Source organism: Collinsella sp. AF04-24 (genome assembly GCF_003465685.1).
GTDB classification, from domain to species: domain Bacteria; phylum Actinomycetota; class Coriobacteriia; order Coriobacteriales; family Coriobacteriaceae; genus Collinsella; species Collinsella aerofaciens_AP.
Genome location: NZ_QSBK01000004.1, coordinates 40,281 through 64,833 on the forward strand (window position 1 = coordinate 40,281; position 24,553 = coordinate 64,833).

The 24,553-nt window shown below is 57.5% G+C and carries 16 protein-coding genes and 1 riboswitch; of the genes, 5 read left to right on the forward strand and 11 right to left on the reverse strand.

From position 1 onward, the window contains the following. Positions 1-92 precede the first annotated feature (92 nt). Positions 93-746: a transcriptional regulator gene (locus tag DWV32_RS02305; RefSeq protein ID WP_117757080.1), complete on the forward strand. Its 654-nt coding sequence runs from the start codon at positions 93-95 to the stop codon at positions 744-746. Positions 747-869: 123 nt separating this feature from the next. Then, complete coding sequence (locus tag DWV32_RS02310) at positions 870-1,856, forward strand: hypothetical protein (RefSeq protein WP_117757081.1); 987 nt, start codon at positions 870-872, stop codon at positions 1,854-1,856. Between the two features lie 37 nt (positions 1,857-1,893). On the opposite strand, the gene DWV32_RS02315 is transcribed toward DWV32_RS02310, so the two are convergent. Further along, the gene (locus DWV32_RS02315; protein WP_117757082.1) at positions 1,894-3,216 is read right to left on the reverse strand and encodes an ATP-binding protein; all 1,323 of its coding nucleotides are present in this window, start codon (positions 3,214-3,216) and stop codon (positions 1,894-1,896) included. A gap of 268 nt (positions 3,217-3,484) precedes the next feature. After that, a riboswitch (SAM riboswitch) is annotated at positions 3,485-3,575 on the forward strand. Between the two features lie 8 nt (positions 3,576-3,583). Between DWV32_RS02315 and DWV32_RS02320 the strand changes: the two genes are divergently transcribed. Next, on the forward strand, positions 3,584-4,006 hold the full coding sequence (locus DWV32_RS02320) for a hypothetical protein (protein WP_117655009.1): 423 nt from the start codon (positions 3,584-3,586) through the stop codon (positions 4,004-4,006). 66 nt (positions 4,007-4,072) lie between these two features. Here the strand turns inward: DWV32_RS02320 and DWV32_RS02325 are convergent, their stop codons facing one another. Further along, positions 4,073-6,196: a DUF262 domain-containing protein gene (locus DWV32_RS02325; protein ID WP_117757083.1), complete on the reverse strand. Its 2,124-nt coding sequence runs from the start codon at positions 6,194-6,196 to the stop codon at positions 4,073-4,075. 107 nt (positions 6,197-6,303) lie between these two features. Here DWV32_RS02325 and DWV32_RS02330 point away from each other — a divergent pair, with 107 nt between their 5' ends. Then, positions 6,304-7,743: a restriction endonuclease subunit S gene (locus DWV32_RS02330; RefSeq protein ID WP_158566029.1), complete on the forward strand. Its 1,440-nt coding sequence runs from the start codon at positions 6,304-6,306 to the stop codon at positions 7,741-7,743. Here the strand turns inward: DWV32_RS02330 and DWV32_RS02335 are convergent. The 6 genes from DWV32_RS02335 to DWV32_RS10100 form a co-directional block, all read right to left on the reverse strand. Beyond that, a complete protein-coding gene (locus tag DWV32_RS02335; RefSeq protein WP_117757085.1) occupies positions 7,730-8,524 on the reverse strand; it encodes a tyrosine-type recombinase/integrase in 795 nt (264 codons plus the stop codon). The genes DWV32_RS02330 and DWV32_RS02335 overlap by 14 nt on opposite strands. 33 nt (positions 8,525-8,557) lie before the next feature. Further along, on the reverse strand, positions 8,558-10,150 hold the full coding sequence (locus DWV32_RS02340) for a restriction endonuclease subunit S (RefSeq protein ID WP_117757086.1): 1,593 nt from the start codon (positions 10,148-10,150) through the stop codon (positions 8,558-8,560). Next, positions 10,151-11,629: a class I SAM-dependent DNA methyltransferase gene (locus DWV32_RS02345; RefSeq protein WP_117757087.1), complete on the reverse strand. Its 1,479-nt coding sequence runs from the start codon at positions 11,627-11,629 to the stop codon at positions 10,151-10,153. A 19-nt stretch (positions 11,630-11,648) separates the two neighbouring features. Continuing rightward, positions 11,649-13,985, reverse strand: coding sequence for an EcoAI/FtnUII family type I restriction enzme subunit R (hsdR, locus tag DWV32_RS02350; RefSeq protein WP_117757088.1), 2,337 nt, complete (start codon positions 13,983-13,985; stop codon positions 11,649-11,651). Between the two features lie 191 nt (positions 13,986-14,176). Then, positions 14,177-14,911, reverse strand: coding sequence for a 3'-5' exonuclease (locus DWV32_RS02355; RefSeq protein WP_158566030.1), 735 nt, complete (start codon positions 14,909-14,911; stop codon positions 14,177-14,179). A 485-nt stretch (positions 14,912-15,396) separates the two neighbouring features. Then, entirely contained in the window at positions 15,397-15,864 is a 468-nt protein-coding gene (locus DWV32_RS10100) for an ATP-binding protein (protein WP_147346203.1), read from the reverse strand. A 625-nt stretch (positions 15,865-16,489) separates the two neighbouring features. On the opposite strand from DWV32_RS10100, the gene DWV32_RS02360 reads away from it, so the two are divergent. Further along, complete coding sequence (locus tag DWV32_RS02360) at positions 16,490-17,488, forward strand: hypothetical protein (RefSeq protein ID WP_117757090.1); 999 nt, start codon at positions 16,490-16,492, stop codon at positions 17,486-17,488. A 715-nt stretch (positions 17,489-18,203) separates the two neighbouring features. On the opposite strand, the gene xdh is transcribed toward DWV32_RS02360, so the two are convergent. Genes xdh through ygfK form a run of 3 tightly spaced genes read right to left on the reverse strand, consistent with a single transcriptional unit; the run spans position 18,204 to position 24,484 of the window. Beyond that, positions 18,204-20,981 carry a selenium-dependent xanthine dehydrogenase gene (gene xdh / locus DWV32_RS02365; protein ID WP_117757091.1) on the reverse strand — a complete coding sequence of 926 codons (2,778 nt, stop codon included), beginning with the start codon at positions 20,979-20,981 and terminating at the stop codon, positions 18,204-18,206. Between the two features lie 12 nt (positions 20,982-20,993). After that, positions 20,994-21,473: a 4Fe-4S binding protein gene (locus DWV32_RS02370; protein ID WP_117629213.1), complete on the reverse strand. Its 480-nt coding sequence runs from the start codon at positions 21,471-21,473 to the stop codon at positions 20,994-20,996. Between the two features lie 11 nt (positions 21,474-21,484). Further along, a complete protein-coding gene (gene ygfK, locus DWV32_RS02375; RefSeq protein WP_117757092.1) occupies positions 21,485-24,484 on the reverse strand; it encodes a putative selenate reductase subunit YgfK in 3,000 nt (999 codons plus the stop codon). Between the last annotated feature and the right edge of the window lie 69 nt (positions 24,485-24,553).

Here is a 24,553-nt window from a genome sequence, read left to right on the forward strand (position 1 = left end):
AACGGTCGCATAACGCAGCGACGCCTTCGTTATTTGCGAACAAGTGTGGTTTATGGCAAAGTGTGCCCAAACTAATTTTTAGGAAGGCACCCATGACCCCCGCACAGATTGAGTTTTATAAGCGCCTTGCACACGGCCTGGCGCTCCAATTTGGCCCCAACTGCGAAGTCGTCGTCCACGATCTGGAGACCGAGGACGTGGACCACTCCATCGTGGTGATCGAAAACGGCCACGTCAGCGGGCGCAAACTGGGTGACGGCCCCAGCCATATTGTGTTTGAGTCCATGCACGAGGGCACCACCGACGTGCACGACCGCGAGCCATACCTCACCAAAACCGCCGATGGCAAGCTGCTCAAGTCCTCGACCATCTTTATCCGCAACGACGAGGGCAAGCCCGTCGGCATTTTGGGCATTAACTTTGACATTACGCTCATGAAGGCTTTTGAGCGCTCGCTCGATGCCTTTACCGGCACCGGCGACACGGGCTACACCGAGCCCGAGCCCATTACCAAGAACATCGGCGACCTGCTCGAGGACCTGCTGCACGAGTGCGAGCAGTTTGTGGGCAAGCCCGCGGCGCTCATGACCAAAGATGAGCGCATTCGCGCCATTGGCTACCTCGACCGTCGCGGCGCCTTCCTCATTTCCAAGTCGAGCGAGCGCGCCTGCGAGTTCTTTGGCATCTCCAAGTACAGCTTCTATAGCTACCTCAATGAGGCCAAGGCGGCGGCCGACGACAAGTAGGCACTCGCCTAGATTGCCCCTCCCCTTTTGGGCGCGAGTTCTGGAAAGCTCGAATCCAAGACCGAGCCGCTTGGGAAGTTCCATATAATCGATGTCATTAGTATTTCGAAAGGGTGGAACAGAATGGCGTTGAGCAAGGCATCATGCACCGGTCGCGGATTGATTCCGGCAATTGGTGGACATGTGCACCGCATGTTCGATGAGGGTGAAGACGACCTGTTTTCGCTGAGCCTTGACGACGTGATGGATGATCGCCCGTGGACCGCCGACGAACTCATGGGCGGCGGGGCTCGCCTGTCAAGCCCCAATCCCGCACTTGCGCCTAAGCCCGCATCTGCGCCGACTCCTGCGCAGCCGCCTGTTTCGACGCCCGCGTCTACGCCCGCACCCATTTCGGCGCCCACACCCGCTCCCCGCCCCGCAAGCGACCCGTCCGAGACGGCGGCATTTCTCGCTGCGGCGACGCGGAGCAAATCGGCCGACAGCACCGTTATGTACAGCGCCCAGCAGTTGCCCGTTCCTGCGGCACGCAAGTCTCCGGTCACAAGGCTCGATGAGCCCGTTGCCCATCAGGTTGCCTACGATTCCTGGGCTGCAGCCGATCTGGATGAGACCTCTACCGGCATGCCGGCGCTCGACGTTCCAGTTAACCCGCTTTTTGCCGCCAACACGAGCGCCGCGGACTATGAGGGCGGTGCGGCATATTCCGATTATTCCGATGGCTATGCTGGCACCGATCGCATCGAGACCGAGGATTATGGCACCGCATCGAGCGATTATCTCAACGATCCGTACGCTGCCACGCCTGCACCGGAATATGACCCGGAGGCCGCGTCCGCGCCGGCGTATACCAAAAGCACGGGCGAAGAGCGCTTCGCCGATTATTACGCCGAGGAAAAGGCGCTGCGTTTTTCGGAATTTCCGCAGGCAGTCAAGGTTGCCTTTATCGCCATTGTCATTGCCCTGCTCGGCGTCATTGCGTTTGAGGGATTCCAGTTGTTCCGCGGCCCCACCCAAGCGGAGTCGGAGACCCAGCAAAAAGAGGACGACAACCAGTACCTAGACATCAACACCCTCAAGGGCGACCCCAACGACGGGGACGATGAGTAGCGAGGGTTAAGGGAAGGCCGGAAGAGCCGGCGGCACGTTACGGCTCCAAAAACCCTGCCATAAAGATGGGCAGATACAGCACGTCACCATCGCGGTGAAGATTACATTCCGCAAGTACCAGGGCGCGATCGATTCCGTAGCCCTTCGTCGCGAGCGCGTTGTCGAGCGCCGCATGGGACTTAAAGCTCTTGCCCGACTTGACCTCGATGGCAAGGACCTCCCCATCGAGCGTCTCCTCCACAAAATCGAGCTCGCCGACTTTTTTAGACGTAAAGTAGCGCAATCTGAATCCGTGGGCTTTGAGCTCTTGGGCAACGAAGCCCTCAAACGCCGCCCCCATGTTCATGCCAAAGGCGTCTTCCGCCTCCCCATCAAAAACGCCTTGGGCGACCCTTTTGGAATACGACGACATGAGCATTCCGGTGTCCAAGTAAAACAGCTTAAATAGATTTCGCTGCTCCCCCAATAAAAGGGGTGCCACGGGCGCCGTTACGTTATACACGGGAAGCGCGACACCCGCCTCCGACAACCAGAGAAAATGATCTGTCACCTGCGAAAAACGTTTGACACCGTTAATCGACGACAGCTTGAATCGCTTGTTTTTGGAGCCGGCCTCGCTGGGAATCAAATCATAGATATCGCGAATAACCAAGCGTAGCTCGGGCGGAGCGTACTTTGCGATGTCATCGCGATACAGGGCGTGAAGATCGCGATGGATGTTTCGAACCTCGTCGACATTGCGCGTCGCCAAGAAGGAATTGACCGCGTCGGGCATGCCTCCCACCACCACATACTGATGGAACAGATCGAACAAGCGGTCATACAGGTAGCCGGGGAGCTCCCCCTCATCCTTTAGACGGTCTCTGAGCATGTCAAACACGCTGGCACCAACGCCATTTGCCCAGCAAAACTCCTCAAAGTCGAGCGGGCACATCTGGACCTGCTCGACATACCCCACCGGCAGGGAATCGATGCCCTCGAGCTCAACGCCAAGGAGCGATCCGGTAAGGATGTATCGAAAGTCGCCGCGCTGGACCAGATATTTGATAAACGTCACCACGTTGGGGCATCGCTGCACCTCGTCGATAACCACAACGGTCTTGTTCGCAACCATCGGCTGCGTTGCAGCAATAGACATGCGCATAAGCAGATCATCCGCGCTTTTTGCCGCCAAAAACGAATCGCGCACGGACGCGTCGGCGATAAGGTCGAACGTCACGACATTTTCGAACGATTCGCTTGCAAAGACGTTGACCAAATATGACTTTCCCACCTGTCGGGCGCCCTTGACCAAAAGAGCCTTGTTAGGCGACGAGGCAAGCCAAGATTCAAACTGTGCTTTCGCTTTTCTCTGCAGCATAAGCGTACCCCTTATTACGTGCTGTTTTAGCACTAGGATACACTTTTCCGTGGTTGCTAGGTGCTCATTTCGACACTTTTTCGAGGTTTTAAAGTGTGTATCACGACACTTTTCCGTACTTTTACACGGGATATTTCGACATTTTTTCGAATTTAAGCCTAACAGCAGCCGGCGAAATCAAGCGCCGCCCGCGCGTCATTTCGCAAGCGCGCTTGATTTGTGTCCGCGCGCGCTGATAGACTCCACCGTGCCTGCAAGGAGCGGGCACGTTTTATCCAGAGTCGGGGTAGAGAGTTGGCTCCACGATCCCGACGCCAACCGGCCAAGAGGCACGGTGGCCCTGCCAACATCGATGAAAGGAGTCCGTATGGACAATTTCTCCGTGCGCAGTGAGCGCAACTTCCACAACCTGGTAGCCAAGCCAAAACGAATGCATCTTCTGGACGAGCCGAGCGGCTATGCCTCGGCCATGGTCAAGAGCAGTCTCTCCCATCAGATGCGCTTTACGGTGCAGGCGCTCGAGGAAGAGCTCTGCGTTGCCGGAGACCCTCACGTACTGCAGATCAAGTTGCTCGGAAATGACTCGCGTGAGCCGTCCAGCTGGAAGCTCTTCGCCGACGGCGCGTGCGTTGCAGACGGATCGGGCGCCTTTGCCCGCGAGTGCTTCTGCGAGGGCGCCGAGGTGTTCCTGGACCTGTGCCGCGACGCCGTCGACGCCGCTGAACTGCGCCAGTGGAGCCAGAGGGAGTACGAGCTGTTGAGTGCGGCGCGTGGGATTGCGGGAGTTTAGGTGGGCAGATAAGCCATCGGCAATTCCGAGATAGCAAGGGCCGAGAATTAGATTCCCGGCCCTTGCCTAGCACTGCTTTATAAGATCGAGCACCGCGGGAATGTCATCGGCATTCCGAAGTGCGACATAGGTCGGTAGACCCGGGCCAAATCCGCCCTGTGAGCGCTTGTCCTGACACAGGCCCTCTGGATCCGTCAGATCGTCAACGCTCTTTGCCAGGCCAACGGCAATCCAGCCACCATTGCTGGTCCTGCCTTCTAGCACGGCGTGCAATTTTCGCTTGCCCGACCTGAAGCCCACATAGTACTTGGCTATATAGGACTCCCACGAAGGGTTACCACTCAGAACGGACTCGCACACCTCATCGAAAAGCCTCTGGTTGAGTCCGCCTTCGGCAAAAGTTGGGTGATTCTCCTGCAGAGTCCAGATAGGCGCCTCGTCAGACTCCCCACGAGAGGGGCGATACTTGTCGACGACATCTGCCGGAAGGTCGGGATATTTCCATATCTCACACGCCTCTTTCGCCAACTCGTTAGCGCGCCGTCTAATCTCTTCCTCGCCCCATTTTTCATGCGAGGCAATCGACTTGTTTAGGTAGAGTGGGCTGCACATAAGTCCCACGTTCGGAAGATTGAGCTTGTCCGAGAACGACCGGTTTGAGTACTCCTGGTTGTAGCCCGTCAGCGTTAGATTTCCCAAGTTGTTGCACAACCTGTCGTGGATGTCTTCCCAGTTCTCACCAAGCGATTCCTTCCAGTCGTGTTCATCATCGATCGTCTGGGGCATGACGTGCTCAATCTGGTAATCGTCAGCCGAGATGGGCTCCTTCGGGTGGTGCCAGTTCTCAATGCGCTCCAGGTAATAGCGCTTTTTGGAGAAGCGGTTGTAGCAGTCACGCGTCTTAAACTCCTCGACAAAATGCTCGTCTGTTGGGAAGTACGCGGTCATACCGCTGCTGTGGATAAGGAGCATCGCCGTAACGTACTCCTCTATATCGTCCTGTTGCTCAAGGTTGCGATACATGCCGGCAAAGAAATTATTTAGACCCGTGGTAAGCCTGCCGCAAACCGCCCGTCTGAACAGAAACGACTCGATAGTCTCGCAGATACGTAAAAACGTATTGCGGTCAATCCTGCCTCCTTCATAAACCGAGTAAAGCAGCATCAGCAAAGGTCTAACCGGCTTCACATAAAGATAGGCAATTCTACCGAACACTCGGCGCAGACCCCCGTCTTTCTCCTTGCCAAGGAATAACCTGGCATATCTTTGCGCATATTCGCGGAGTTCCTTCAGCAGACCCTCGGTATCTCCATCGTAGTCATCAGCGAAATAGCGTTTGAACTCGTGGTAGGCCTCGTTTTCCTTCGGCATCCTATTGGGAACCTTGAGCCACAGCCAGTACCAGATAAATGCATTGAACTCTTCTTCGCCGCCTTTACCGAACAAACGCTCGAGCGGATGCCAGTAACCCTCGTAAAGCTTGGTCTGCTCGTCGTTGGGAAGCGACATAAGAACGTAGTTACGAATGAGGTCAATAGGCGTGAGCGGCTTGCCCTTGGAGTTCATGGACTCAAATATGAGCTGGGCATTATCAACGCCAGCGGTGAGCTTAGTGTCGATGACCTGCACGCGGTTTAGCCCCGCCCAAAGCCTTGCTGGGTCGAATGATTTCCCGTGCATCTTTTCACGGAAGAACGCATGGTTCTCGACAATGCGATCCGATTTCTCATCTGGCACAGGAGACCCAGACACAATGGAGAACAGCGTCTCTTTATCGTCCTGCGAGAGCACCAGCTTGTAGCGCGCCAGACCGTTGTAGTCATCATCGTTAAAGAGGTAGTTCTTCCGCAGCGCTGAGATCTTGAGATCGCCAAGGAAACCGGCCTTGTCGGGGTTGCTCTCCAAATAGTCAGCCAAGGCAGAGATCATCAACGAAAACGTCGTCATGCGCTGCTGTCCGTCAATCAGAAGCACGCGCGAAATGCTCGTGGCAGAGCTCTCGGACTCGGGGATATAGAGCATCGACCCCACGAAGTGCGATACGCCATCACGACCCGCTCGCATGACGTCATCCCAAAGCACCTCGCACTCTTTTACACTCCACGAGTAAACTCGCTGGTACACGGGAATGACGAACTGCATCTTCGCCACGCCCATAAGGTCGAGCAGATTTGCCTCGGTTGCTTTCATTTGCGCTTGCTCCCCTTTTCTTGTTTACGCCGTTTGCAGTCAGTCCTCCACTGAGCGGAGGGCGCTAAAGACGAGAGCATCGAAGCACAGAAGCAACCGGGATGCTCATGTCACTAGATTTTACAACGCTTGTTGCAAACACAATTGAACGTCTGATCGGTTCCGATGGCTCCCCCTATGAGAAGAGGGTGGATGCCGAGGGCCACGTGGCGAGCGATAAGTGTATCGCGAACGAAATACCGTTTGAGGAACTGCCCGAGGGGTGGTGCTGGACGAGATTGGGCAATCTGCTCTCACTCGTTTCGGACGGTACGCATAAGACACCTCAATATACTGAGACTGGCGTCTTGTTTCTTTCGGTGCAAAACGTTTCTGGTGGCTCGTTTGACTTGACTAAAGTGCGGTACATCAGTCGAGAAACTCATGAAGATCTTTGTAGGCGAGTGAAACCTGGCCGCGGAGACATCTTGCTTTGCCGCATTGGAACTCTGGGCAAGCCGATTATCGTTGACGTCGATTATGAATTCAGCATCTTTGTCAGCCTGGGATTACTCCGACCAGTTTCCATAGCTATTGCGGAGTGGATTTGTTCATGCATTGATTCTCCCGTTGGTTTCGCATGGATCGAAAAAGTTAAAGTCGGCGGCGGAACCCATACTTTCAAAATTAATCTCGGTGATATACCGGACTTTATTCTCCCCCTCCCGCCCCTCGCCGAGCAGCGCCGCATCGTCGAGCGCGTTAACCAGCTCATGCCCCTGGTCGAGGAGTACGGCGGGCTCGAGGACGCCCGCGAGGCGCTCGACGCCGCGCTGCCCGGCCGCCTGCGCAAATCCGTGCTGCAGCTGGCAGTGCAGGGCGGGCTCGTACCGCAGGACCCCGCGGACGAGCCCGCCGGCGTCCTGCTGGAGCGCATTCGCGGGCAGCGCCGGCAGCTCGTGGCCGAGGGGAAGATGAGGGCCCCGAAGGGCGGCGAGTCGATCATCTTCGCCGGTTCCGATGGCCGCCGCTATGAGAAGAGGGTGGACGCCAGGGGCCGCGAGTCCGAGCCCGTCTGCATCGAGGACGAGGTCCCGTTCGAGATACCCGAGGGCTGGGAGTGGGCGAGGCTGGGGTCGGTTTTCTCCATGCAAGCTGGCAAAAATATCAAAGCATCACTTTTGTCTGATATTCAGACCGAAAATACGCCATATCCTTGTTTTGGGGGAAATGGAATCCGCGGCTTCGTTGCTAAGCCCAACGCAAGCGGCGATTATCCAATAATCGGACGTCAAGGTGCCCTTTGCGGAAATGTCAGACGGGCATCTGGTGACTTCTATGCGACGGAGCACGCAGTCATAGTCCACTGCTTTCTTAATGCAGATATTGCGTGGGCATGTTTGTTTCTAAGTGCGCTGAATCTGAATCAATATGCAACTTCTACAGCACAGCCAGGATTAGCCATATCTAAGATATCCGAGGTCTTGATTCCCATTCCACCTCTAGCCGAACAGCACCGAATTGTCGACCACTTCGTCATGCTTGAGCCGCTCGTTACCAATCAATAGCCTTATTAACTGCGGCGCGTTGCTCATCGGCGGTGCGCCGCAGATAGATTCGCGTTGTCTCAATGCTTTCGTGTCCCATAAGATCAGCAAGCAGTGAAATATCTGGGTTGCGGTTGATAAAGTTTTTTGCGAACAAGTGCCGAAATGAATGCGGGTATACGACGTCTTGGTCGACGCCATAGCGCAGTGCGGCACGTTTCAACCCTATGGATATGCCGCGCGAAGTAATCGCGTTGTCGTTTTTGCCTGGAAATAGAAGGCCATTCATTGGCTTGGCTTTCCATGTAAGACTTTCTTCACGCAAAGAGTCAGGTATCCAAATTCTCCTAAGCTTCTGGCCTTTTGAAACAATGTCCATATATCCAGCAGTAACGTGTTCTACTTTGAACTGTCTTAACTCACTTACTCTCGCACCCGTACAACCAAGAAAGCGAACAATGAAATACCAAAACCAATCACCGTCTTGCTTCAGGCCGCTGATTAACTGTATGTATTGTTCATTGGTGATGACATTGTCGAGAAACGGCTTCTGTTGAATTCGCACTCCTTTGAGTCGGATTCCATCGAAAGCGATGAAATCAAGGTAGGTGTTAATTGCGCCGATGCGGTTGTTAGCCGTTTTCGGAGCGAATGAAGAAACCAGCCACTCTTTGTGCGCAAGAAGTGACTGGTTTGTTAGAGACTGAGTTTTATCGATAAGCTGGCATATTGCAAAGGAATACGAGTCAACTGTATTCTCTGCATAGCCCTTTTCCCGCAAATACTGAACAAACGTTTTCATGACATCATCCTTTCGACAATGCCATGAAAACAGTTAAAAAATTATATTGAGCAACTCTGAGTACTTTTCAGCTATTCGACTTTCTTCTGCCAAGGGTGGAACGGGAATTAGCCGCGCAAGAAGGGTATTACGTTCAATTCCAGGAATAACCCCTTTAGCGTGTGATTTGATATCTTCGACCATGGCGTTCAGGAACAGCGATATATAGGGAAGCATACGATATTCGTTAGGCGTGATCGACATGATTTGGCGCGCAATATGTGCCGCACCAAATCGATTGATGGCCATTTCGCCGACGGTCCCTTTGCATGTAAACAGTAGCTCCCCTTTGGTTGAAACACGCGACGGCTCAGTGGTCCAGCGGTTTTCGATTAGCTTGCCGTCGGTAAAATTGGAGGCTCCGGTTAGATATGGAATTCCTTCGTGTCGGTCGTTGTACTGAGACGAATTGAGGTCTGTTCCAGACAATAGAACGATGACACTTTCGAGCCTCGCCCACTCCCACCCCTCGGGTATCTCGAACGGGATCTCGTCCTCGATGCAGGCCGGATCGGACTCGCGGCCCCTGGCGTCCACCCTCTTCTCATAGCGGCGGCCATCGGAACCGGCGAAGATGATCGACTCGCCGCCCTTCGGGGCCCTCATCTTCCCCTCGGCCACGAGCTGCCGGCGCTGCCCGCGGATGCGCTCCAGCAGGACGCCGGCGGGCTCGTCGGTCGGGTCCTGCGGCACCAGCCCTCCCCGCACCGCCAGCTGCAGCACCGACTTCCGCAGGCGGCCGGGCAGGGCGGCATCGAGCGCCTCGCGGGCGTCCTCGAGCCCGCCGTACTCCTCGACCAGGGGCATGAGCTGGTTAACGCGCTCGACGATGCGGCGCTGCTCGGCGAGGGGCGGGAGGGGGATAAGCAGGCCCGCTGCCTTGGTAGCACTTAGCCCCTCCTTGGTCGCCCCAACTTGGCCAACCATTATTTCCGACTGTACTAGAGGTGAAATGATTGCCGTGTGCAGGTATCCGCTGACGATTTGAAGCACAGGTCTCATAACTAGCACATGCTGATTTACATCGGCATCTTCGAATGCGTTGGGGACGATTGCGCAACGGCCGATCGATGCCCCCGTGATGTTGAGTAGCATGTCATTTGGCAGCACGTGGCTTCCGCGCCTACTAAACAACGAGCGCGAGAAATGTGCAACGTCGTCAAGCCTGAGCCCCTCGTTATGAACATTCTGGGATCTGATTAGCATTGGGCCTTCGTCTTGGTAAACCTTTCGGCCGCCCACAGGTGTGCTTCCGGAGCCCATCTTGGTGAAAAAGGATGAAAGTCTCGTCCAGCACCACCCCTCGGGCAGCTCCTCAAACGGCACTTCGTTCACGATGCACTTATCGCTAGTCACGCGGCCCTTGGCATCCACCCTCTTCTCATAGGGGGAGCCATCGGAACCGATATAGATAATGCTCTCCCCGCCCTTCGGGAATTTAGCCTTACCCTCAGCAATAAGCTTATGCTTCTCTTCACGAATACGCTCAAGCAGGACGCTTGCAGGCTCATCACTCGGGTCTTGTGGAACGAGCTTTCCCTCAATCGCCATTTGAAGGATTGAGTTCTTCAGGTCTTTTGCCTTCATCTACGCCTCAATCCCAAGAATCTCGCAAATACGAGCAAGCTTCCGGTCAATCCCGGCATCGAGCTTAGCACGCTCTTCTTTGTAGTTCCTGATCAGCTCGTCCGGCGGTAAGATCTCCTCTTCCTCGTGAGGATAGCCGCATACGTCAAAGTTAAAGCCGCCGCCTCGCAACTCGTCAACCGTATAGAACTTGGCCTTGGGATTGCCGTCTTCCTCGATATCCCGACGGTTCTCCCACCATTCCTTTACAGGTGCAAAATGTTCGATCCTAATGGGCTTGGTCTTAGAGAAGTGTTTATACCCCTCGGGCATATCCATGCGATAGAACCAAACGCCCTCAGAGGCCCCCGTATTATCGAAGAACAGAACGTTAGTAGTGATGCTCGTGTACGGAGCGAAGACGCTCTGCGGAAGGCGCAAGACAGTATGCAGGTTCATGTCCTCAAGCAGGCGACGCTTGATCTCCGTCTTTGCACTATCCTGGCCAAAGAGAAAACCATCCGGAATGATAACAGCAGCGCGGCCGCCTCGCTTAAGACGATAAAGAATGAGTCCAAGGAATAGATCTGCGGTCTCGGAGCTACGGAGTGCGACAGGGAAGTTTTTTTGCACTGATGCACTCTCGGACCCGCCATAGGGCGGGTTCATAAGTACAACGTCAAACTGGCCGTCAGGCTTGTGCTTCCACTCGCGAACGTCCTTCTCGAGAGAGTTATCGTGAAAGACTTCAGGATTATCGATATCGTGCAACAGCATGTTGGTCACGCACAGCAGGTAAGGGAGCTGCTTCTTCTCGACACCGTAGACCGATCTTGCATAGAGTTCACGATCGGCTGGAGTCTGAACCTGGGAGTCGAGAATCTTGAGGGCGCTCGTCAAAAAGCCGCCCGTGCCACACGCGAAGTCAGCCACAGTCTCGCCGAGCTTGGGCGCAAGCGCCTGGGCCATAAAGTCAGTCACCGCTCGGGGCGTGTAAAACTCGCCGGCATTACCTGCGGACTGCAAGTCTTTCAGGATGGTCTCGTAAATTTCACCGAAGGCGTGGCGCTCTTTGTACTCGGTAAAGTCAACCGATTCGTCAATCTCGTTGATGACTTGACGAAGCAGAATCCCATCCTTCATGTAGTTGTTGGCGTCAGTAAAAGCAGCCTTGACGACGACGTGTCGCAAAGGCGCATCAGGTGCAAGCTCAAGACTCTCAAGAGTCTTGAATAGATCATTGTTTACAAAGTCGAGAAGCTCATCACCAGTAAGCGCCTTGCCGTCTTTCGCATCGTGCGCCCAGCTATACCAGCGTAGGCGCTCGGGGATGATGGACTGATAGGAGTCATCGTGAAACTCCCACTCCTGCTCCTTGGCGTCGTAAATCTTGAGGAAGAAAAGCCAAGTCATCTGCTCGATGCGCTGCGCATCGCCATTGATGCCGGCGTCTTTGCGCATGATGTTCTGCAGGGTCTTTACAAGAGATCCCAGTGCCATTTGCTATCGTTACCTTTCTCTATGCGATGTAGAGCTCGTCCTCGAGCATCTGCGCTGCTTGAATGTACTGTTGTTTGCCGCCGAATGCGGCAACGATCTTCATTGGGCTGCCAAACCGACGAAACTCCTCGAGGTCGAGAACATGGGTGTCGTCCAAGTCTACGAGGTTCGACGTCGCATATTTGTCGAGAAGCGCTTCAAGGACCTCACGGGCGACGCCGGCATACTCATAGAGCACGCCTTTTTTCTTGACACTATTGGCCCTCTCGCTGCGCGTAAGAGGCCTCTGGTCGTAAGCAATATGGCAAATGAGGTCAAAATCGCTCATTTGCTCCTGGCCAGTCTCACGCCGCAGCTCATCTAGAAATACGCCATGAGCGCGCAGCTCATCGATAATCGCCTGCTTCTTATGTTCGGAGCTCCACGCCGCTAGGAAGTGGTCAAGAGTGTCGTATTCGCCAAGAATATTTTTCCGCGTATAGTCCTTAAGGCTCTCAGTTACAAGAAGGCCATCGGAAGAGTAGTACTGCACCATCTCTGACACCACATAGACGTCGGCCCCATGAACGTGATATTTCACATGGGAAGACGGATCGTCCGGCGGTAATACGGGTGGGTCTACGATCGGAGACGGAGGCAGAACAGGGCCGGTTTTGTCGTCGTTGTCATCGGGACCAGGTCCAGCGATGGGTTCGCCAGGATTTGGTTCAAACACAACAACAGGCTCGCCATCGAACTCGGGATCTGCGAACAGACGCGATGCATCACGAAAATCGAGGATGGTGAAATAGCGTTTGTCGTAGTCCTCACAAATACGGGTTCCGCGGCCGATAATCTGCTTGAACTCCGTCATTCCGTGCTCACCGAACTTGTTGTCGAGCACGACCACCTTACACGTCTTGCAATTAACGCCAGTGGTGAGAAGTTTCGAAGTCGTGACGATGGTCGGGTATTTCTCGTCGGGGTCGATGAAGTTATCTAACTGCGCTTTACCTTCCCTGTCGTCACCCGTAATCTTCATGATGTAGGTGGGGTGATCTCTTACGATATCGGCGTTCTCGTTTACAAGGGCACGTCGCATATTTTCGGCATGCTCGATGTCAACGCAAAAGACTATGGTCTTGGAGTAACGATCCGTCTCCTTTAGAAATTGAGTTATCCGCTTGGCAACTTCCTCGTAGCGCTCTTTGATGACAATCTCGCTGTCGAAGTCTTGCTTCTCGAAAACACGTTTGGGCAGAACTTCGCCGCGATCATCTACGGTGCCTTCCTCAGTACGGTATCCGTAAATGTCGACGTTCAGCTTAGGACGAATAACTTTATACGGGGCAAGAAAGCCATCCTCGATACCCTGTTTAAGGGAGTAGGTATAGACAGGTTCGCCGAAGTAGGTAATGTTTGAAACCTCTTCAGTCTCCTTTGGCGTGGCCGTCATTCCGATTTGAATTGCACAATTGAAATACTCGAGCACCTTACGCCATGCGGAGTCCGCCGCGGCGCTTCCGCGATGGCACTCGTCGACGATAATCAAATCGAAGAATTCCGAGTCGAACTCGCGGAATATTTCTTCACCGTTTTCTCCAACAAGCTGTTGGTAGAGCGAGAAATAAATCTCGTAAGCAGAATCGAGCTTTCGACCTACGACCTTGGTTGTAACCCTCTTGAGGGGCTTGAAATCGCCGTCTATGGTCTGATCGACGAGAATATTGCGGTCCGCCAGATAGAGAACCTTACGAACCTCGGTAGTCTGTCGCAAGCGATGAACGATTTGAAAAGCCGTAAAAGTCTTTCCCGTTCCTGTTGCCATAACGAGCAAGATGCGATTCTTGCCTCGCGCAATAGCTTCAAGCGTACGATTGATAGCGATGCACTGATAGTAGCGAGGATGATTGCCACCGTGCTCCTGATAATACGGGGCGGTCACAATCTCCTGGCTATACGGATGCTCAAGCCCCTTAGCTTTTGAGTATCGTGTCCAGAGTTCCGTCGGGGTAGGAAACTCGTCCATGGCGAGAGCGCGCTCTTTCCCGGTAAAAAAATCGTGCTCAACAAAACCTTTTCCGTTTGAGCTATACGCAAACGGAATATCGAGCAGCTGGGCGTATCCCATCCCCTGTTGGAGACCGGCATCAACGGTGTGCTCCGTATCCTTGGCTTCGACAATTGCGATAGGGATACCGGGAGCGTACATAAGAAGGTAGTCCGCCTTCTTCTTGTCTTTACGGGTGACCATGCTTCCGCGCACGACGATCTCGCCACTGGTAAAGAAATACTCAGTGAAGACTTGGGTATTACGATCCCACGACTTCATAATCGCAGGATCGATGAGCTTAAGCCGTGTATCAGACTCGTTCATACGTCTCGGAACCCCTCATCGCGCAAAGCGACAGCTGCTGATGTTGAATTGATTAATTTTATCATCACCATGCAATCTAGCAGCTGCTTTATACGAAATGAGACGAAGTAAAGTCAGCCCCGTGAGAAAGCTCCAAAGAAAGCAAAATGAGCCCCGTTGACTTGAGTCAGAGGTCATTCCCGGAGCCCCACCTACCTCCCCTCCGCCTTCAGCTTCAGCAGCAGGTCGCCTAGCTCGGGGCACTTACTGGAGAGGCGCGTCTGGGGTCGCTCGCCCATCCCCCACCGCTGGCGGACTTCCTGGGCGCACGGGCTCACGTGGTAGTCCCCATCCATCGCCTGCTTGAGCAGCTTGGCGGTCACGCGCGCATCGGCTAAGGCGCTGTGGGCGTGGCCCGTCGACTCGTCAAACTCGATGCCAAACCACATTGCCGCATCACTCAAAGAGACGCACCCGTGGCTGCCCACGTCCATGATCGAGGTGTAAAACGCCTGCAGGTCGGCCCAGTCCGCAGGAAATGCGGAAAGATCGATGTGCTTTGCCTGGCACTCGGTCAAAAGCTGTCGACGGTCCGCCCCGCTCCAACAGACCACCTGGGCGGAGTAGCGACCGATCCAATCACTGAGCCTTTTGATCACCACATAGAGCGGATCGGCCATCGCGGTGTCCACGGCCGATATCCCTGTGAGTTCGCGGACGGGAAACGCAACGCCTTCGGTAAATTCCGTCTGTACAAACTGCGAGAACTCGCCCATAACGTTGCCGTGATAATCGAGCTTGACGGCGCCGACCTCGATAATCTCATTGCGTAGTCCACGGCGCTGGCGCTGCTTTGGCACCGGCGCAAACTCAAAGTCCAGCACAATCTGGCGCGCAAAGTTCGTCGTATCGATAGCCGAGATACCCGGCGTCTTTTCAGCTGACACGGTTAGGGCCTTTCTCCGTTGCCTGCCGCCTGCTACATAGCTACATAGGCGGCTACATTGCCGTAAGGATAGGCGCCCGTGCGGACATGAAAGCGGGACGCAATGCCATGCGCCGGGCGCGCGCATGCAGACGGCCCCAAGAGAGTCGCCCGCTCTATTCAAATGCATGAAAAAGATTGAGGCCCGGTGACTTGAATCAGCGGTCATCCCGGGCCCATCAGAGCTCACAGAGCTCTTGGTTGCTTTGGTCTTGCTCTTCACGGCGCTTATCGAACTTTCCGAGGCACTCAAGCAGCATTCGAAGCATAACAAGTCGCTACAATTAAGGCTTTGACCCCTTGACCAAGCAACGGCGCTGCCCAGCTTTCCACCACTTGGGCTGCCGTCGACCTTATTCTAGCCACGGACGTTGGGTTTAACAAATGGATTTTCGGTAACGAGGCCTCGGCAACCGCCGCTGCGCCCTCACATCTCGGCAAACGAGATCAGCTTGACGTCTCCCCTACTCTCCGCGGCATCCCGACATCCCTGCGTAAAGCCACGTTTTGAGAAGAGTGCATAGCTTTTTCGCTGCCGTCTAAAGAGTTCGCTTCGGTGCACGGGCTTTTGCAGCACGTCTTCGCCCACGGGCTCATTGCGCCATTTGCACTCCGCAAACAGCGCAGCGCCCTCGTCATCGTCTTTACGTTGCTCGCGGGGATTCCCGTAGAGCTCGTAATCTCCGAGATCTTCGAGCGCCCCTGAGCAATTGCTTGCACGGTCGCATCATATTGCTCGGGATTGCGACACTCTTGCAACAGCAGGTTGCTCGGCTCCTCAAAGAGATAGCCCGTAGGAGTAAGAAAAAGACGTTTGATGTTGTCCTTGAGCGGTGCGACAGGATCGGATTTCTCGATATATGCGGGAATGCCGCCCATCATGCCATGGCAAACCGCAGCGTCTTCGCGACTCATGTCCCGCCAAAGGCCAAGGGTTGTCGGAGGGTCGAACGTTATAGCTACCTATAATATAGCCAGCTATAACGTCATTCGACGACCGGCGCAGACGCCCGCGCGGACACGAAATGCGCTGCGGTGCCATTGGGGATTATGGGATGCGCTTTCCGCTCGAGGCCTCAACCGGAAACGGCATCCCGTTCTGAACGTCGAATCCGGGACGCAGTTTCCGTTTGGGGACCGTTCCGGAAAATGTATCCCGTTCTGGAGCCAAATACTGGGTCGTAGTTTCCGCCAAGCATGCCATCCGGAAAGCGCGTCCCGTTCTGAGCCTGAATTCTGGGATGAACTTTCCACTGAAGCATCTACTGGAAAATGCATCCCGTTCCGAGGCTTAATTCTGGGATGCACTTTCCGCGGAGAGACTACCGTTTTTCGAAAAAGTACACGTCCCGAAACTTACCAAGACTTCATATCCAGCCACCGTTCACGGTCGCCGATTACCGCCCACCGATTCAAACAAGAAATATGTCGCCAAAAGCAGGTCATCTACCTGCATGGTTAGATTTTGGTCAGCTTTTGGTCAGCTGAGCGGCAAGTTCCAGCTGATACGTTTTTGCTACCCAAAAGGAGGCGGTAGCTCATGACCCATTGCAATGACCAGCTCATCGACCAACTGCTCACTCAAGCCGAACAAGAGGGGCGCTGTCTGATTCCCCCGAGCTCGGCGATCCGAAAAGCGCTCCTTCGGCGCACCGGCGGCACGGTTGTCTCGCCCATGCCGGGGTTGTTTGCGCGAAAAACGCGCTGGAATGAACTCAACCGAGCGCAACGCCATTGCGAAATCCTCCGCGCCCTTGCGATCATCCACCCCGATTGGACGTTCTGCTCGTTTTCGGCCGCCTGTCTGCTGGGGCTCGAGGTCTCGTGGCGACACCTGAATGTCGTGCATGTCTGCAGCGCCACCAAGCCGTCGGCTCGCCCGGGCGCGCATATTCAGCGGCATCAGATCGAGCCGGTCGGAGCAATCCGCCTGTCCGGCATATCGGTAACGCCGCCCATTCAAACGGTGACGGATTGTCTGTTGCAGACCGGTTTTGCCGACGGCATGCCCATTGCCGATTCGGCGATCTCAAAGCTCGGCCTTGCGCCGGAACAGCTGATGGAGGCCGTTGAGCAACGAGCGACTGCCCGCAATGGTCGCGCGATTCGCACCGCCCTCACAACGCTTCGATATGCCGACGCCCGCGCCGAGAGCGGCGGGGAATCGGTCGCCCGAGCCGTCATGATCGAGACCGGCTTTGCACCCGACCAACTTCAATACGAGCTGACGGATCCCTTCGATTCGACCGAAAGCATGCGAACGGATTTTGCCTGGGAGCGTCAAGCCAGGGAGCTCACGCTGGGCGAACTCGATGGGCTCATCAAATATACCGACCAGACCATGCTGGCCGGACGCACCACCGCCGAGGCGCTCGTTGCCGAACGACAGCGTGAGGCGCATCTATCGCTTTACGGTCATCCCTTGCTGCGCTTTACCATGAACGAAGTCCGTTCGGCAGGCATGTTCGCGAAAAAGCTGCAGACGGCAGGCATCCGGCAGACCGCGCTGCCGACATGGCTCAACGATATTGAGCTGTAGGGGCTACCGAGCTTATGCCCGCCTGCCTACCAAACCGGGACACGCTTTCCGGTTGGCAGCACCCGCGGAAACCATGTCCCAGACTGAGTGCTCAAAACGGGACGCGCTTTCCAGATGGCATGCCTAGCGGAAAGCGTATCCCGGAATCAAGGCCTAGAACGGGACACGCTTTCCGGTTGAACGCCCAGCGGAAATTACATCCCGGAATAGACGCTCAAACTGGGATACATTTTCCGCTGAGGGCCGATCCGGAAACCGTGTCCCACTCCGAGCGTCAATTCTGGGATGAACTTTCCGCCAGAGGGTTCAGCCGGAAACGGCATCCCACTCTGAAGCAAAATTCTGGGACGCAGTTTCCGGTTGAGGGCTGTTCCGGAAAGTGTGTCCCATTCCAGGCGCGGATTCCGGGACGCACTTTCCGTTTGAAGCTCCAACCGGAAAGCGCGTCCCACTCTGGAGCCGAATTCCGGGACACGCTTTCCGCCAGAGGCTCTACCGGAAAGCGCATCCCATTCTGAGCATCGATTCCGGGTCGCAGTTTCCGCCTGAGAGCCGATCCAGAAACTGCATCCCATTCTGAGCGCCAATTCCGGGACGCAGTTTCCGCTCCAAACAAAAGGCCCCGGCTCGCGATGGAACTGGGGCCAAAGGCGCAGCATATACAGTTGATGTTGAGCGCGAACAGCCCGTCAGCAATGGCCGTCCGCGCTCTACTCTACCCGCGGTGACGGGCGCGGCTGTAGGGCGTATCCACCATGGGCAGATCCGGACGCAGCTTGCCGTCGAATGCGCGGTAGGCATTCTGCACGGCGGGCGCCGTGGGGATCGTTGCAATCTCGCCGATGCCCTTGCCACCATATGCCACGGGCAGCAGCTCGTCCTTCTCCACGTAGATGGCGTGGATATCCGGAATCTCGGGCGCACGGAACAGCCCGAGCGTGCCGTACCTTGCCTGGGGTACGCAGTCCTTGAGCGGCCAATCCTCGGTAAGCGCATAGCCCATACCCATGAGCACGCCGCCTTCGATCTGACCCTGGATGGAGATGGGATTGACAACCTTGCCGGAATCGTGCGCGGCATAGACCTCGCTCACGCGGCCGTCATCATCCAAAATGACCACATGCGTGGCAAAGCCGTAGCAGATGTGGCTCTTGGGGTTGGGAACGTCGGCGCCCAGCTTGTCGGTCGGCTCCAGATACACGTAGCCAAACTCGCATCCCTCAAGCGCCTTGATGGCGGTCGCGGGATCCTGAGGATGCATACCCTGGCCGGCGACGAGCTCCTGCGTGCGCAGCTGATAGGCGCGACCGTCGTCGTACTCGATCTTGACGCCGTCGCCATGCGCGCTCACCGGGGCGGTAGGCGCAGGCTTGCCGGCCTCGATGCCAACCATGGCATCGCGCAGCAGGAAGGCGGCACCGCGCACGGCCTCGCCGGTCACGACCGTCTGGCGCGAGCCAGACGTGGTGCCGGAGTCGGGAGCGTTCTCGGTGGAGCACTCGCCATTGGCAATGCAGCTCAGCGGCAGACCGCAGGCCTCGGCAACGTCCTGCAAAAAGACGGTGTTGCAGCCCTGGCCGATGTCGGACGTGGCGGCGTAGACCACGGCGCAGCCATCCTCGACGCGAATCTTGCAGCGACCGGCATCGGGCAGGCCCACGCCCACGCCGGCGTTCTTCATGGCGCAGGCAATGCCGGCGTGGCCGGGATGCGCGTAGTAGGCATCCTTGACCTCGAGCAGCGTCTCCTTAAGCGCCGTGGAGCAGTCGGCAATCTGACCGTTGGGCAGAACCTCGCCCGGCTCGATGGCGTTTCGGTAGCGAATCTCCCACGGATCCAGGCCAACCTTCTCTGCCAGCAGGTCGATCAGGCTCTCGAGCGCAAACTCGGACTGGCAAACGCCAAAGCCTCGGTACGCGCCGGCGGGCGGGTTGTTGGTGTAGTAGCCAAAGCCGCGGATGTCGGTGTTCTGGTACTTGTAGGGGCCGACGGCATGTGTACAGGCGCGCTCGAGCACCGGGCCGCACAGCGACGCGTAGGCGCCGGTGTCAAAGTTGATCTCGCAGTCCAGACCGGTAAAGTTGCCTTCGGCGTCGCAACCCAGCGTAAAGGTGCCGTCCATGGCATGGCGCTTGGGATGGAACGCGAGCGACTCGGCACGCGTGAGTTTGCACTTTACAGGACGCTGGAATTTATAGGCAGCGAGCGCGGCCAGGTGCTGGATGGACACGTCCTCTTTGCCGCCAAAGCCGCCACCCACGAGCATGGTCTCGACGACCACGCGCTCGGGCTCGTTGTCCCAGCCAAACATGTGGGCACACTCTTTGCGTGTGTCGTAGGCGCCCTGGTCGGTCGACTGCACCTTGACGCCGTTCTTGTACGGGAAGGCAACGGCGCACTCGGGCTCCAAGAAGGCATGCTCGGTAAAGGGCGTGGTAAAGCGCTGCGTCACGGTGAACGCGCTCTCCGCCAGCGCCTTGGCGGCGTCGCCGCGCGTTACGTGACGGCTCTGGCACACGTTGTCCTTGAGCTCCACAGTGTTGCCAAAGGCAAAGAAACTGTCGTGCAGGCGCGGGGCGTCGGCGGCCTTGGCCTCGACAATGTTACGCACGGGCTCCAGCGGCTCGTAATCGATCTTTACGAGCTTCTTGGCCTTCTCGAGCGTCGCCTCGTCCTCGGCAACCACCAGCACAATGGCATCGCCCACGCAGCGGGTGATATCGCCCGCCGCGATCATGACGTCCCAATCCTGGATAAGGTGGCCGACCTGGTTGACCGGCACATCCTCGGCGCGCAGGATGCCCACCACACCGGGCAGGGCCTCGGCCTTGGAGGTGTCGATGGAAAGCACACGGGCGCGCGGATACTTGGAGCGCACGGCGCTGGCATAGGTCAGACCTGGCTGATCGAGCTCGTCGATGTCGTCGGGATACTTGCCCTCGCCGAGCACCTTCTTGCGCACGTCGATACGGAAGGCGCGCTTGCCTACGCCGTAGTTGTCGCCGCGCTCCAGATCCTCGTCGATCTGCTTTTCGCCGCGGAGTACTGCAGCGGCCAGCGAGATGCCCTCGATAATCTTTTTGTAGCCGGTGCAGCGGCAGACGTTGCCGCGGATGGCGTACTTGATCTGCTCCTCGGTGGGCTCGGGATCCTCGGCGATGAGCGCAGCGCCCGCCATGACCATACCGGGGATGCAAAAACCGCACTGCACGGCGCCCACGGCGCCAAAGGCGTACACAAAGGCCTCGCGCACGTCCTGGGGCAGGCCCTCGACGGTCACGATGTTGCGGCCGGCGGCAAGAGCGGTGGTCAGTACGCATGCCTTGACGGCCGCGCCGTCTACATGGATGGTGCAGGTACCGCAGGCACCCTCGGAGCAGCCGTCCTTAGCGGAATGGATGTGCAGGTCGTCGCGCAAGTAGCGGAGCAGCGGCTTGTTCTGAGTCGTCGTGCGCTCGACGCCGTTAACGGTAAAAGTGAATTCCTGTGCCATGGTGATTCCCTTCTACACGCCGGCGGCGATGCCGGTGCGGTCGTGGATGGCGCCATGCGGGCAGACGACAGCGCACATGCCACACGACAGGCAGTCCGCGCCGTCGATATGGGCGCAGTTGTCCTCGATGCGGATAGCGCCGGCAGGGCACTTTTTGACGCACATGCCGCAACCGATGCAGCTCGTGTCGCAGATCTTGCGCGCAATGGCGCCCTTGTCGGTGTTGTTGCAGCGCACCAGGATGTTCTGGTAGCCGGGAACAAAGGCAATCACGCGCTGCGGGCACGCCATGCCGCACAGGCCACAGCCCGTGCACCTGGAGCGGTCCACGCGGGCGATGCCATCGACCAGCGCAATGGCACCGTGGGGGCAGGCCGCGACACAGGCGCCACAGCCAATGCAGCCTTCGCTGCAGCGGGCGTCGCCGCCTGCGGAGGCGCAACCGCTTCCGCAGGCAACGTAGGCCACGTTATGTTGAATGGATTTGGCCATAAGAGACTCGCCTATTTCTTAAGGAGATACGGATAGCTGTCGCGCACGGCCTTGATGGTCAGGCGGACGGCCTCGGGCAGACCGGTGTTGACGGCATCGACCGAGACGGTGCGGACCGTGCCGGCGACGCGAACCTTAAAGTGGTCCTCGTCCACGGCCAGGAAGCCCTCGTTCTCGGAGTTCTCCATGTCCTGATCGCTCCAGAACAGGGTGAGCTTGTCCTTGTAGGGACGACCCTCCTGGTAGGGGCAGAACACGGCGCAGTTGCCGCACTCGTTGCACATGCCGTCGACATGGACGACCTGATGCTTGGCCAGGCCCGGCACCTTAATTGCCACGTTGGCGCGGTTGGGGCACACGTCGCAGCAGACCTCGCACACCGAGCCGCAGCCCAGGCAGCGGGTCTTGGTGCAATTGCGCTTGTCGCGGCACAGCGACCCCTTGCGCTCGTAGCAGGCGTCCTCGCGACCGACCTGAGCATTCTGGTCGGCGTACTTGTTAAAGTCCACGCCGGCAATGGCACGGGCGACCTCGGCGGCGTCGGCGATAGCCTCGACCACGGTGGCCGGACCGCGACGGCAGTCACCTGCAGCCCAGACGCCCTCGACGCCGGTGGAGGTGGCGGCAAGGCGGCCGCGACGGTCGTGCTCGACGCCCGCGGCGTCGTACAGGCTGGCGTCGATGCCCTCGCCCACGGCGCAGATCACCGTGGTGGCGGAAAGCTCGACGGTCTCGCCCGTGGCGACGGGGCTGCGACGGCCGCTTGCATCCGGCTCGCCAAGCTCCATAACATCGCAGGTCAGCACGGCACCGTTGAGCGCCTTGGGCGCCAGCAGCTCGCAGAACTCAACGCCGTCGGCAAGAGCAAGATCGAGCTCTTCCTCGTCGGCGGGCATCTGCTTCTTGGTACGGCGATACACCAGGCGCACGTTCTTCACGCCAGCCAGGCGCTTGGCCACGCGGGCCGCGTCCATGGCGGTATTGCCGGCGCCAATGACCACGACGTCCTTGCCCAGCTCGAGCTTCTCGCCCTTCTTGGCGGCCTCGAGGAACTCCAACACGTCGAGCTCGGCACCCTCGCCCAAACCAGCGGAACCGGGCATCCAGGCACCGGTGGCCACGACCACGTCGGTAAAGCCCTGGGCCTTGAGCTCGTCAATGGACTCCACGCGGGCGTTAAGCTGAACCTTGGCGCCAAAGGCCAGGCAGAGCTCGGCATCGTGGGAGATATCGTCGCTCGAGATGCGGAACTCGGGGATCACGTGACGGACCACGCCGCCGAGCGAATCGCGGGCCTCAAAGATGGTGACGGGCACGCCGGCGCGCGTCAGGAAGAACGCCGTCGCCAGACCGGCCGGGCCGCCGCCGATAACGGCAACGTTGCGCTCGGCGTCGTTGGCAATGGCCTGGGCGCGCAGCTTGGGCAGCACGGCGGTCATGGCCTCGCGGGCGGCCTTGAGCTTGCTGGCGCGAATCTGGGCGCCCTCGGGCTCGTAGAATGCACGCTCGCAGGCACGGCCGCAGGGATGCGGGCAGATGGTACCGGTAATGAACGGCAGGGCGTTGCGCTCGATGATGATGTTGAGCGCGTCCTCGTAGCGGCCCTCGTCAACAGCCGCCAGATAGGCAGGGATATCCTGCTGGATGGGGCAGCTCGTACGGCACGGCGTGGTAAAGCAGTCGGAAAGCGGGCTCTTGCCAGCGACCTTGCGGTCGGGCAGCGGACGCAGCGGCTTCTTGTAGAGCGGGTTGGTGAGTGAGTCGGTCTGGATCGCGGTCACGGCCTCGAGAGAGACGCCCGCGAACGGCTTGCCGTCCAGATCGCCAAACTCGCCGGCCATCTGGCTAAAGCGCTCGTAGCCACCGGGCTTGAGCACGTCGGTCGCCAGGGTAACGGGCCAAATACCGGCATCATACAGGGCGCGGATGTTGTAGACCGTGGCACCACCGGAGTAGCTGATGCGCAGCTTGCCGTCAAACTGCTCGGTAATGCGGCGGGCGGCCTCGATGGTCAGTGAGAACAGCGAACGGCCGGACATGTACATCTCGGTGGAAGGCAGCTCGCTCCTCGTCACGTCGACGGGGAACGTGTTGGTCAGCTTGACGCCAAACTCCAGGCCGCGCTCGGCGCACAGGGCAATCAGGCGCTCGAACATGGGCACAGCGTCGGCCCACTGCAGGTCCTCGCGGAAGTGCGTATCATCAAAGACGATGTAGTCAAAGCCCAGCTCGTTCAGACGCTGGCGGGCAAACTCATAGCCCAGCAGCGTGGGGTTGCACTTGATGTAGGTGTTGAGGCCCTTCTCGGTGATGAGGTAGGTCGCGATGCGCTCGATCTCGGCGGGCGGGCAGCCATGCAGCGTGGACTCGGTGATGGAGTTGGACACGCGCGCCGGAATGGACTCGACAAACGCGGCGTCGACATGCTCAAACTTGTCCAGGTTGGCGAGTGCCCAGGCACGGCACTCGTTCCAGACGTCGGAGCCGCTGGCATCCTTCATGCCCTCGATGTAGGCGTCGACCTTGGGGCTCTTAATGCCCTCCAGGTCATAGCCCACCGACATGTTGAAGACAAAGCCGTCCGGGCTGCCCAGACCGTACTCGCGAGCGATCAGGTGGCAGGCAAACCATGCCTTCACGTACTCGGCAAAGGCCTGCGGAACCTCGAGCTCGGTCGACCATTCGCAGTTGTAGCACTCGTCCTGAGCCACGATGCAGGGCTTGTTGACGCACTTGGAGAGCTCCTCGCCGTCCATAACCTGGACGGTCTTGAGCTCAAAGAAGCGAGAACCGGCCACATAAGAGGCCACGATGTTCTGGGCCAGCTGCGTATTGGGACCGGCAGCCGGGCCAAACGGAGTCTCGATGCGCTCGTCAAAAATGGGAAGCGCACCCTCCTGGTTGGTCGTGACCATCTTACGCACGCCAAAGATGGCGTCCTGGGTCTTGTGCTCCTCGATGATCCAGTTCATCAGCTGCGAAAACGGGATCGGCCTCATGATGTCGCTCATAGTGAGCTCCTTTCTGTAACGCCCGGCGAGACCGCGCGGCGGGCGCAAATACGGTGTAGCGCTAGCACA